Here is an 11,876-nt window from a genome sequence, read left to right as displayed (position 1 = left end):
GATGATGCGCACGGGCATCGGTGTTGATGCGCACCGTTTTGCGCCTGCTGACAGCGGCCGAGAATTGTGGCTGGCTGGATTGCGTTGGGATGGCATTGGAATCGAGGGGGATTCCGATGGTGATGTTGCGGTGCACGCCCTGATCGATGCTTTGCTATCCGCCGCTGGTTTGGGTGATATCGGGACCGTTTTTGGCGTTGGATCCCATGCCCGCGGGGCTGGTATGCATGGAGTACAGATGCTGGGCGAGGTTGCGCAATTATTGCGAGACAACAATGTGGAACCTGTCAACGCTTCACTGGTTATCGTTGGCAATCGACCCAAACTGGCGTCTCGACGCGCTCAAGCACAAGAAGTCCTCTCGGCAGCCGCTGGTTGTCCTGTTTCGGTGAGTGCCACCACAACTGATGGCATGGGATTTACAGGAGCAGGTGAGGGATTGGCTTGCACCGCGACAGCATTGGTGGTTGCACACAGGTAATGCCTTGGTCGCTTAGCATGCATCGCTTGCGACTCAACCCTCTCATCTATGGATACAACTGGACCCAACACCATATGCATTGACATTTGAGGCGTCGGGATATGCATATGCGCGCAGCATAGGAGAGGGCATATTGCAACATAAGTCCTATCCACCTGCAATCACGAATCCGATGGCTGATTATATGCGCCTTGCAATAATTCCAAGCCCTATGTGTTGCGCTTCAGATGCATTCCTAGACGCTTAGTTCAACGGGTGCGAATCGCCTTCCACCCATGAGCCATTGCCCAAAATAGCGTCGACAGGGTCACGATGATAAAGCTTGGAGGGGCGGGAAACATGGCTGAGAGCACCAAGCCGCCCCAAATGGCCACCAAACAGAGCAGCTCGCCGTCAACATGGCTTTGAAGGGGGTAGTGGTCACGATATTGGCCGTTGCGGCCGGCGTGATGACCAATGCGAAAATCAACAGCGTTCCCACCGCAGGAACCGCGATGGTGATGACGCCTGACATCATGGCCATGAAGGCGATATTCATCCATCCGATGGGGACGCCTTTGGCCTGTGCCACCTGTTCGTCCAGGGAACTGAATAACAACGGCCTGTAAATCATGGATAGCAAGAGCAACAACACAACATCAAATATGGCAAAACCGATTAACTGATCTGTCGTAATGGTGAGAATCGATCCGAAAAGAATGGATTGCATCTGCTGTGATGCAGAACTGGACAGACGCGCAAAGAAAAGGCCAAGGCCTGTTGCGAATGCCAACACGGTTCCTGTTGCGATTTCACGCTGGGATGCACGTTTGCCCAAGGCTCCGATTATCAGTGCACCTCCCAACGCGAATGTGCCAAGGCCAAGAGACACAGGCAGACCAAGCAATACGGCGCCTGTGGCACCGGGCAACCCTATATGTGCGAGAGCGTGGGCGGCGAATGTCGACTGCCTTGCGATCGTGAAATATCCCATTACTCCGGCTGCGACGGCTATGCACAATCCTGCAACAAAGGCATTGGTCATAAAAGATGCACTGAGTACATGAAGCCACTGCGGATCAAAGGAAAAACTGACTGAACTCATGCTGCGATCCTTATCGATTGAACTGTGTGCTATGCGAATTGTGCGTATCGGTTTCTTGCTCGATGCTGTTATCGGTTGAATCCTTCGAGTCGGATTCATGATCCGCTGCAAAGTCACTTGTTTCTGCTGCGCCAGATGGATGACTGAGCTGTGAATTGCGCGCATCCTGCATTTCGGATGAACAATGATGATGCATCTTCGCCAATTCGCTTGGTTTATGGGTATCCAGATTGGCCTTGTCTCGCTCATCAAGTCCTGGTGTGACGAACATATCGCCCTGTGGCGTAGTGACCACCTGCACGGTAGTTCCATACAAATGCGTGAGAAGCTTTGCATCGAGCACATCATCCATGGCTGCATAATGCGGGTGTCCGTCCAGCAAATACACTGCGCCGGTGAGTATCGGGAGCAGCATATTGAGATCGTGTGCCACAACCTGTATGGTCATGCCGAGTTCACGATTGAGTTTGGTCAGTACTTGGATGGTTGCCCGCTGTGATGCCAGATCCAAATTGGCCAGTGGCTCGTCAAGCATAAGCAGCTTGGGGTCGCTTACCAATGCTTGGGCTATGGCGACTCGTTGGCGCAAACCGCCGGAAAGTTCTGAGAGCCTGTAACGGGCCTTGTCTTCTATGCCCACGAAGGCCATGGCTTCGCGGACTTTGTTGCGTTGCTGTCGGGTGATGAGATGAATGCCGAATTTGGTTCCGGTCAAACCCAGTAATACGGATTGCTCAGCTGTGAGATTGGAATCGATATCGGAAGTGTAACTTTGGGGCACATAGCCGATATGCAGATTATCTGCGCCAGCGGGCTTTCCCAGTATGCTCATCGTGCCATGGGATAGAGGAATCAGACCCAACTCGGCCTGCATCATTGTGGTTTTGCCCGCGCCATTTGTGCCGACGATTGCGGTTACGGAGCCATAGGGTATGGAGAAACTGCCGTTTTGCCAAATGACTCTGTCGCCTCGTTGCACTGCGGCGTCGCGCAATATGATTGCCGCGTCTTCGCTGGTATTCCCATTTTCATTGAGTGCATGCGCTGTCATTGCCAATCCCGTCTCGAAGAATTGCCGTTGAATGCGGCTATTCACGAGAGTGATTATGACAATACTCTTTGACAATCATTCTCAATAAGAACTTATGTTGAGAATGATTGCGATGAGCCTGAACACATTCACACAGTTAACTGAGCCGATTACTTGCCGGGGTCGGTTTGCCCCTCATTGGATGGGGTTTCGGTGCTTGTTGAGGTGGACGAATCATCGGTCCCGCTTGAAGGTGAACTGCTCTGATCGCTAGAGGCGGAGGTCAAGGCATCGCTTATTTCTTTGACCAAATTTGTGATCCACTCGGTCAAATCGGATGTTCCCTCTGGCATCTGCTCGCTTATTGAAATCACTGGAATATCGCTGCGTCCAGCGGTTCCGGTGATCATATTGGTGGCGTCGCTGGCTTCCTGAGTGTTATTGATGAGGAGATTGGCTTTCTTGGCTTCGAGCAGTTCCTGGAATTCTTGCACATCAGTGGCTGCAGGTTCGCTTTCGGAAGCAGCAGATTGCGCATATCCTTTAGGCGTTACGTCTTGGAATCCCAGATCTGCCATGAGATAGTACGCCACTGCCTCAGTTGCGGCATATGTTGCGTCCGGATGTTTCTGGGTGAACTCTGACATCGAAGATTCCAGGGTGTCTTCCTTCTTTTGCCATGCAGACAGGCGAGTGGCGAAATCGTCTTTTTTGTCTGGTAGAGCCTTGGCAAATGCCTCGCTGAGCTCCTTGGCTACTGCATCTCGTGCATCCTTCGAAAACCACAGATGCGGGTTATCGCCATCGGTGGCGCCGACCATGTCTGCAGCAGAAACGGTAATGACGTCTTTGCCGAGATTTTTGCTTGCCCACGTGTCATATCCGGCTCCGTTAAGAACAGCGACCGCTGAGTCCTGCAGCGTTGCGATATCTGCTGCTGTAGGTTCAAAGTCATGGGCATCGACTGTTGTTGTGCTGAGTATCGAGGTCACCTTGACGTCATCGCCGCCGATTTGTTCTGCTAGTGAACCCCACTGGTTCACCGAAGCGACCACGGAAATGGGGGAGGAGCTTGTGGAATCAGCGTTGGCGGAAGGAGACGAAGAGGATGAAGACTGAGAACACCCAGTTGTTGTAATCAATAATCCGCCCGCTATTGTCGCAGCGATAATCTGTGTCGCACGGCGTAATCCTTGTTTCATCGACCTGCCTTCTTTGCCCTGTATCTGCGAAAACAAATTTCGTTTGTTCCCGTGCATTTGCCGATTGTGCGGGTTAACCATCCGCAACGACAGTGCACTCCTAACCTTGCGTTCTAGTGTAATGCTTGCCTGAGAGGAGATGACAATATAGGGTGGGCATCGCAATGTGACGCATGATTAACGCAATGATTTGCCATATGGTTGTCCGGATGGCGCTACGCTGGAACCCGAGGCGACACGCCGTAGTGGAATACCGGGGTAGTTCACAGTGTTTTGACCATGCGTACAGGTATTCTTAGTGCCTGCGTGCCTGTGAAGGCAAAGTAATAATTGAACCATAACTGAATATCGAGTAATATCCATCCATTCATTACAGAAACCACTTATTAATGGCAGAGAACAATAACGAGGTCACCAAGGTCGCGATCAACGATATCGGCACCGAAGAAGACTTCATCAAGGCAGTCGATTCAACCATCAAGAACTTTGATGATGGCGATTTGGTTGAGGGCACAGTAGTCAAGGTCGATCATGACGAAGTACTGCTCGACATCGGCTACAAGACTGAGGGCGTCATCCCCTCCCGCGAGCTTTCCATCAAGAAGGACGTTGATCCTGACGAGGTCGTCGAGGTTGGCGACACCATTGAGGCCCTTGTCGTCACCAAGGAAGACAAGGAAGGCCGTCTTATTCTTTCCAAGAAGCGTGCTCAGTACGAGCGTGCTTGGGGCGATATCGAGAAGATCAAGGATGCCGACGGCGTTGTCGAAGGCACCGTTATCGAGGCTGTCAAGGGCGGCCTGATCGTCGACATCGGTTTGCGCGGCTTCCTGCCCGCTTCCTTGGTCGAAATGCGTCGCGTTCGCGATCTTTCCCCATACATCGGCCAGAAGATCAAGGCCAAGATCCTGGAGCTGGACAAGAACCGCAACAACGTGGTGCTCTCCCGCCGTCAGTATCTGGAAGAGACCCAGTCCGAAGTGCGCGAGACCTTCCTGTCTCAGCTCAAGAAGGGCCAGATTCGCGAGGGCGTGGTGTCCTCCATCGTCAACTTTGGCGCATTCGTCGATTTGGGCGGCGTAGACGGTCTGATCCACGTCTCCGAGTTGTCTTGGAAGCACATCGATCACCCGTCCGAGGTTGTCAAGGTCGGCGACAAGGTCACCGTTGAGGTTCTGGATGTTGATCTGGACCGTGAGCGCATCTCCCTGTCCCTGAAGGCAACTCAGGAAGATCCATGGCAGCGTTTCGCTCGCACCCATGTTCCTGGACAGATCGTCAAGGGCAAGGTCACCAAGATCGTTCAGTTCGGTGTATTCATCTCCGTCGAAGACGGCATCGAAGGTCTGGTGCATATCTCCGAGTTGGCTAACCGCCACGTGGAGAACCCCGAGACCGTGGTCAAGCCAGGTGAAGAGGTATTCGTGAAGGTTATCGACGTCGATCTCGATCGTCGTCGCATCTCCCTCTCCCTCAAGCAGGCCAACGATTCCGTGGATCCAGCCTCCGAAGATTTCGATCCAGCTCTCTACGGTATGCCAGCCGAGTACGACGAGGACGGCAACTACAAGTACCCAGAAGGCTTCGATCCGAACACCAACGAGTGGATCGCGGGTTACGAGCAGCAGCGCGAAGAGTGGGAAGCCCAGTATGCGGCAGCTCACGATTTGTGGGAGCAGCACAAGGAATTCGTGGCCAAGGAGCTCGAGAATGCAGCAGCTTCCGCAGCTCAGGATGGCCAGGCTCCGAAGGAAGAAAAGGTCGAAGAAACTTCGAACTATTCCTCCGAGACCAACAACGAGGGAACCCTCGCCGATTCCGATCAGCTTGCCGCCCTGCGCGAGCAGTTGCTCAGCGAAAAGCAGTGAGGCATTCGGCATAGCCGTCTAGTTTCCTGATATCCCGGTCGCTTCGGCGGCCGGGATATTTGTTTAGTTATCGTGACTCTACCTGCGAAATGCATTCGCAGGGCAAGGCTTATGGCTTTCGATGGGATGAGGATATGCTCATCAGAATTGGTTTAACCGGCGGAATTGCAGCCGGAAAAAGCACAGTCGCCGCCCGTTTCAAGGAAAACGGTGCTTGTGTTATTGACTATGATGTATTGGCGCGTCAGGCAGTGATCCCTGGTAGTGCTGGTTTGCACAGCATCGTCCAGGAATTCGGCGATCAGGCAATTATCGATGGGCATATGAATCGTTCTTGGATCGCTCAGCAGATATTTGCCTCTGGCGACAGCGCACGAAAGAGATTGAGCGCGATTATTCACCCTGAGGTGTACCGCCTTGCGCAGAACGCAGAACAAGAGGTAATCGGGTTGAATACCAAGGGGCAAAACCTGAGGACAAATAGCGATGCAGTTCAGGTTATTGTGCACGATATTCCGCTGCTTGCAGAGGTGATTGACGAACTGCCCTTCGATTTTCATCACATAGTAACAGTTGAGGCTCCGATCGAAGTGCGCATCCAAAGAATGGTGCAGGAGCGCGATATGGATGAGGAACAGGCGTTGGCACGCATACAACATCAGCCAAGCGAATCAGTGCGTCGGGCCATGGCGGACACGGTTATTGATTCAACTATGCCATTAGAACAAATGTACGAATCGATTGATAAGCTGTACGCATCATGGAAACAGAATCCGGTTGCGTAGGCTTCGTATTGGTTGTCGGCGAATGCTACCCAATCTTAAGGCAAGTGTCAACGGCAAGCCGGTAGGTTGAAGGCGGTTCGCCATTGGTGCAATGCGGGAATCTAGGTGGAAACAGGACAGGGAGTGTAATGGGATTTAATATCGAAAGAGTTGATAAACCATTTGTCGTCAAGTCTCCGTACAAGCCTTCAGGAGATCAGCCGCAAGCTATCAATGAACTGGCTCAACGCATTGAGAATGGCGAAAATGATGTCGTGCTCATGGGTGCAACCGGCACAGGAAAGACCGCAACTACGGCATGGCTTATCGAGAAGCTGCAACGCCCGACCCTTATCATTGACCCTAATAAGACGTTGGCGGCGCAATTGTGTGCCGAGTTCCGTGAATTGATGCCGGATAATGCCGTGAGCTATTTTGTGTCGTACTACGACTACTACCAGCCGGAAGCGTATATCCCTCAAACCGATACCTATATCGAAAAAGACTCCAATATCAATGATGACGTGGAACGTTTGAGGCATGCGGCAACGGCGAATCTGCTCACTCGTCGTGATTGCGTTGTGGTTGCAACGGTGTCATGCATCTATGGTTTGGGCACTCCAGAGGAATACGCGGGGCGTATGTTATTCCTGAAAGAGGGGCAGGAAATAGATCGCGACCGACTGTTACGCACCTTCGTTGACATGCAATACAAGCGCAATGACATCGCGTTCACCCGCGGAACGTTCCGAGTTCGTGGCGACACTGTGGAAATCATTCCAGTGTATGAAGAATTGGCTATTCGAATCGAATTCTTCGGTGATGAGATAGATCGCATCTCAACATTGCATCCTTTGACAGGCGATGTCATAGCCCATGAGGAATCGGTGCATATTTTCCCGGCTTCGCATTATGTCGCAGGACCGGAACGAATGGCCAAAGCCCTCACATCCATCCGAGAGGAAATGGACGAGCGAGTGGCTGCGCTGCGTAAACAAGGTAAGGAATTGGAAGCGCAGCGTCTTTCCATGCGAACCACATACGATCTGGAAATGCTCGAACAGGTCGGAACATGTTCCGGCGTGGAGAATTATTCGCGTCATTTTGATGGCAGAGAGCAGGGAACCCCACCACATACCTTGCTTGATTTCTTCCCTGACGATTTCCTGCTTGTCATCGATGAGTCCCATGTCACCGTTCCGCAAATCGGTGCGATGTACGAAGGCGATGCCAGCCGCAAACGCACATTGGTGGAGCACGGTTTCAGGCTTCCTTCTGCAATGGACAACCGACCTTTGAAATGGCCGGAATTCTTGGATCGTGTCGGACAAACGGTGTATCTTTCTGCGACTCCCGGCGATTATGAGATGGGGCTGTCTGATGGTGTGGTCGAGCAGATAATTCGACCGACAGGTCTTGTGGATCCAAGCATAGAGGTGCGTCCGGTTGAAGGGCAGGTCGATGATCTGCTGGCTGAGATCAAAGCACGTGTCGCTCGCAATGAACGTACCTTGGTGACGACCCTGACCAAGAAAATGGCCGAAGATCTCACAGATTATCTTCTTGAGCGTGGAATCAAGGTCGAATATCTGCATTCTGATGTGGACACCTTGCGACGAGTTGAATTGCTTCGTGAGCTTCGAGAAGGCGTAATAGACGTGATCGTCGGCATCAACCTTTTGCGAGAAGGCTTGGATTTGCCAGAGGTGTCTTTGGTGGCCATCCTTGATGCGGATAAGGAAGGCTTCTTGCGTTCGTATCGTTCGCTCATTCAGACAATAGGTCGAGCCGCGCGAAATGTTTCCGGCACGGTGCTCATGTATGCTGATGAGATCACGGATGCAATGCATAAGGCCATCGACGAAACCAACAGACGTCGCGATAAGCAGATCGCATACAACAAAGAACACGGCATCGATCCCAAGCCGCTTATCAAGAAGATCAGTGATGTGAACGATATGCTCGCCAAGGAGGATGTGGATACTCAGACCCTGCTCGAGGGCGGATATCGCAACGCGGGCAAGGCTGGGAATACGCATATGGGTGTGCCAGAACTTGACAAGGGCGCCGTTCATGAGGGACATGAGGCTCTGCTGCGTGCAGGACTTCCAGCCCAGGATTTGGCCAGCCTTATCAGACAGCTCAGCGAGCAGATGCACGTTGCGGCAGAGCAATTGCAATTCGAGCTTGCGGCACGGTTGCGTGATGAAATTCGTGATCTGAAAAAGGAATTGCGACAAATGACGGAGGCAAGCAAATAGCGCGATAATCCATTCAATGGATGGCAGTGGTGGTAGCCGGTTGGAAACCATGATGGATACGATTCGACTGGTCACCGCCACTTCGTATGCTGGAAGTCATGTCTGAAACCCCCGTTGCCTTTATGGTTGCCACTTTTGTGGTGCTTGCCCTGTTCTTTGTTGTTGATCTGTTTGTGATCGGCCGCAAGCCCCACGTGCCATCCAATGCGGAGTGCATGAGGCATATTGCCTTTTTTGTGGTGATGGCATTGATTTTCGGAGGGTTGATGTGGCTGTTTGCCGGTCCAAAGCCGGCAATCGAGTTCTATTCGGGTTGGCTTACCGAATATTCATTAAGCATCGATAATTTATTCGTATTCGTCATTATCATGTCGAATTTCGCAGTACCGAAGAATTTGCAAAAATATGTGCTCAGCGTTGGTATTGCGGTTGCCTTGGTTTTGCGTGGATTATTCATATTGCTTGGCGCCGCGATAGTTTCGCGGTTTACTTGGGTGTTCTTCCTCTTCGGAGCCTTCCTCATCGTCACTGCCATCAAATTGGTCAGCGGGGGAGAGGACGAAGACGAGGGATATCACGAAAACGGATTGATCAGAATACTGCGATCGATGGTACGCATCAGGAATGAGTACGACGGGAAGCACCTGCGCACCAAACACGAGGGTGTGTGGTACTGGACGCCCATGCTCATCGTATTTCTCACCATTGGTACCACCGATGTGATGTTTGCCTTTGACTCGATTCCGGCCATTTTCGGTCTGACCAAGGATCCATTCATCGTATTCACCTCCAATGTGTTCGCATTACTTGGATTGCAGCAGTTGTATTTCCTGCTAGGAGCGCTTTTGGACAAGCTGGTCTATCTGCCTGTCGGACTGTCCATAGTGTTGGGATTCATTGGCATCAAGCTCATTATCGAAGCTTTGCATGGCAATACTCTCCCGTTCCTGAACCAGGGCAGGCCGATTGAGGCGATTCCTGCCATTCCGACTTGGCTCTCCCTTGTTGTCATTGTGCTGGCCATAGGCGGTTCGGCGATAGCAAGCTTGGTGGCAATGAAGCATCAGGAAGTGGAACGGTAACGCATAGGGAATCCATGCGCAAAGCATAGAAGACAGTGCATTTTGCGAAACAGGTATGAATAAAGGTTAATGGCCGTTGGCACATAGGTGAAGTTCAGGGGCATCCAATCAGGCGTGTGTGGCACGATTCATTTATAAAACGTGGAAAACCGTCATTGTTAGCGCTCACAACACGCCGAGTGCATAGGATGACTTGGAGAAGTGAAGCAGGTAGACTTGTTCTTGGAAGTGGGTCGTTCGCGGCTCAATCAACAACAATCCAAGATAGGCAGGCATGTATGCGCAAAGCCAAAATCGTCGATACCATCGGTCCCGCTACCGAATCTTATGACAACCTCCTCAAGCTGGTCGAGGCAGGTATGGACGTGGCTCGTCTGAACCGCTCTCACGGCACCCCGGAAGATCACCTCAAGGTGTACAACAACGTACGTGAGGCTTCGAAGGCAACCGGTCGCAATGTCGCAGTGCTGGTTGATCTGCAAGGACCGAAGATCCGTTGCGGTTGGTTCAAGAAGAACGCTGATGGAGAGGACAAGGTCCAGCTGACCGCCGGTCAGGAATTCATTATCACCACTGACGACATCGAGGGTGATGAGCACATCACCTCCACCACCTTCAAGGGTCTTCCTGGCGATTGCCACCCTGGCGATCCCATTTTGATCGATGACGGTAAGGTGCGTCTCGAGGTCACCAAGGTCGAGGGCAACAACGTGCACACCAAGGTTGTCGTGGCAGGCCCCGTGTCCAGCCACAAGGGCATCAACCTTCCTGGCGTTGCAGTATCCCTTCCGGCATTGACCGAAAAGGATGAGGCCGATTTGCGTTGGGGCATCCAGACCGGTGCCGATATCATCGCAATGTCCTTCGTTCGTTTTGCCACCGATATCGATCGTGCACACGAAATCATGGATGAAGAGGGTCGTCGCATCCCGATCGTCGCCAAGATCGAAAAGCCGCAGGCTGTAGAGAACTTGGAAGAGATCGTCAAGGCATTTGACGGCATCATGGTCGCCCGTGGCGATATGGCTGTGGAAATGCCATTCGAAGAGGTTCCTCTGGTCACCAAGCGCTGCATCGAGCTGGCTCGTCAGTACGCAAGGCCGGTAATCGTGGCAACCGAGGTTCTCGGCTCCATGGTCAACTCCCCGGTTCCTTCCCGTGCAGAGGCATCTGACTGCGCCAATGCGGTTCTTGATGGTGCAGACGCCACGATGACCTCCAATGAAACCGCTGTGGGCAAGTATCCAACCGAAACGGTGAATACGATGAGCCGTATTTCCGGTTTCGCCACCGAGCACGGATACGACCGTATCCCTTCGCTCAAGGAACTGGATATGTCCAGCACCGGCGCCGTGTCTTCGGCTGCTGTTGATTTGGCAGACAAGCTCAATGCCAAGGCAATCGTTGCCTATACCCAGACCGGTAGCACCGTGCACCGCGTTTCCCGCGAACGTCCTATCGCTCCGATTTATGGTTTGACTGCCAATGAGCACACCTATCATTGGTTGGCTCTGAGCTGGGGCACTGAATCCTTCCTGCTTGAAGAGGATTACCATGACAAGAGCCGCAAGGATCTGATGATTTTCACCGATAAGGTGTTGCGTGAGCAGGGCAAGGTCGCCAATGGCGACAAGATCGTTATCTTGAGCTCCGCTCAGGGCGATCACCAGCCTGGTCGCACTGATTCCATCTATGTCCACACTGTTGGAGCCTGCGACTAATCGTCACAAGCCTACGCTGATAGCGCGTACGTAGCATAAGAGGTCTCTTGCATGGATTGGGTTCCGTGCAAGAGACCTCTCTGTATCTCATACCCTGATGGCGTTGTGGCATGATATCAGCCAAATAACCGGGTTGTGGGGGCTGTAGGGTTATAGGCCCAATATCCCGTAACTTAGGGTTATTGGCCAGAATGTGTGTCTGAAATCGCCTCTCATGCCTTGTGCTGCAAGGTCTGAGAGGTGTTTGAATGTGGCGGTGGGGACTTTCGAGGTCGGCCAGAATGTGTGTCCGGAACGGGACGTGGCGCGTTGCGGGGCAAGGCCTGGGAGCCGTTTGAATGTGGTTGTCTGAATGGTATGAGAACCCCACTTTGCCCGATGCC

The 11,876-nt window shown here is 52.4% G+C and carries 8 protein-coding genes and 1 pseudogene; 6 read left to right on the top strand and 3 right to left on the bottom strand.

Annotation, left to right across the window (positions count from 1 at the left end):
* The first annotated feature begins 4 nt into the window (after window positions 1-4).
* Complete coding sequence (gene ispF, locus BITS_RS03585) at window positions 5-481, top strand: 2-C-methyl-D-erythritol 2,4-cyclodiphosphate synthase (protein WP_026642082.1); 477 nt, start codon at window positions 5-7, stop codon at window positions 479-481.
* Window positions 482-729: 248 nt separating this feature from the next.
* Here ispF and BITS_RS03580 read toward each other — a convergent pair.
* The 3 genes and pseudogenes from BITS_RS03580 to BITS_RS03570 form a co-directional block, all read right to left on the bottom strand.
* Window positions 730-1,565 (bottom strand): annotated as a pseudogene (locus BITS_RS03580) (metal ABC transporter permease).
* Between the two features lie 10 nt (window positions 1,566-1,575).
* Complete coding sequence (locus BITS_RS03575) at window positions 1,576-2,616, bottom strand: metal ABC transporter ATP-binding protein (protein WP_081693523.1); 1,041 nt, start codon at window positions 2,614-2,616, stop codon at window positions 1,576-1,578.
* A gap of 149 nt (window positions 2,617-2,765) precedes the next feature.
* Complete coding sequence (locus tag BITS_RS03570; protein ID WP_026642080.1) at window positions 2,766-3,797, bottom strand: metal ABC transporter solute-binding protein, Zn/Mn family; 1,032 nt, start codon at window positions 3,795-3,797, stop codon at window positions 2,766-2,768.
* Between the two features lie 389 nt (window positions 3,798-4,186).
* Here BITS_RS03570 and rpsA point away from each other — a divergent pair, with 389 nt between their 5' ends.
* The 5 genes from rpsA (at window position 4,187) to pyk (ending at window position 11,493) form a co-directional block, all read left to right on the top strand.
* On the top strand, window positions 4,187-5,665 hold the full coding sequence (rpsA, locus tag BITS_RS03565) for a 30S ribosomal protein S1 (protein WP_026642079.1): 1,479 nt from the start codon (window positions 4,187-4,189) through the stop codon (window positions 5,663-5,665).
* 134 nt (window positions 5,666-5,799) lie between these two features.
* Window positions 5,800-6,450, top strand: coding sequence for a dephospho-CoA kinase (coaE, locus tag BITS_RS03560; RefSeq protein WP_034533855.1), 651 nt, complete (start codon window positions 5,800-5,802; stop codon window positions 6,448-6,450).
* 128 nt (window positions 6,451-6,578) lie between these two features.
* On the top strand, window positions 6,579-8,690 hold the full coding sequence (gene uvrB, locus BITS_RS03555) for an excinuclease ABC subunit UvrB (protein ID WP_044259404.1): 2,112 nt from the start codon (window positions 6,579-6,581) through the stop codon (window positions 8,688-8,690).
* Between the two features lie 98 nt (window positions 8,691-8,788).
* Complete coding sequence (locus BITS_RS03550) at window positions 8,789-9,772, top strand: TerC family protein (protein ID WP_026642076.1); 984 nt, start codon at window positions 8,789-8,791, stop codon at window positions 9,770-9,772.
* Between the two features lie 278 nt (window positions 9,773-10,050).
* Entirely contained in the window at window positions 10,051-11,493 is a 1,443-nt protein-coding gene (gene pyk, locus BITS_RS03545) for a pyruvate kinase (RefSeq protein ID WP_026642075.1), read from the top strand.
* Window positions 11,494-11,876: the final 383 nt, after the last annotated feature.

This window comes from Bifidobacterium tsurumiense, from assembly GCF_000741765.1.
In the GTDB taxonomy this organism is placed as follows: Bacteria; Actinomycetota; Actinomycetes; order Actinomycetales; family Bifidobacteriaceae; genus Bifidobacterium; species Bifidobacterium tsurumiense.
The sequence above is the reverse complement of the archived record's forward strand: the minus strand, read 5'-3'. Positions and strand labels throughout refer to the sequence as shown.

Coding starts and splice junctions, on each gene's coding strand:
- ispF (WP_026642082.1), top strand. CDS start 5: ATGCGCACGGGCATCGGTGTTGATGCGCACCGTTTTGCGCCTGCTGAC.
- BITS_RS03575 (WP_081693523.1), bottom strand. CDS start 2,616: ATGACAGCGCATGCACTCAATGAAAATGGGAATACCAGCGAAGACGCG.
- BITS_RS03570 (WP_026642080.1), bottom strand. CDS start 3,797: ATGAAACAAGGATTACGCCGTGCGACACAGATTATCGCTGCGACAATA.
- rpsA (WP_026642079.1), top strand. CDS start 4,187: ATGGCAGAGAACAATAACGAGGTCACCAAGGTCGCGATCAACGATATC.
- coaE (WP_034533855.1), top strand. CDS start 5,800: ATGCTCATCAGAATTGGTTTAACCGGCGGAATTGCAGCCGGAAAAAGC.
- uvrB (WP_044259404.1), top strand. CDS start 6,579: ATGGGATTTAATATCGAAAGAGTTGATAAACCATTTGTCGTCAAGTCT.
- BITS_RS03550 (WP_026642076.1), top strand. CDS start 8,789: ATGTCTGAAACCCCCGTTGCCTTTATGGTTGCCACTTTTGTGGTGCTT.
- pyk (WP_026642075.1), top strand. CDS start 10,051: ATGCGCAAAGCCAAAATCGTCGATACCATCGGTCCCGCTACCGAATCT.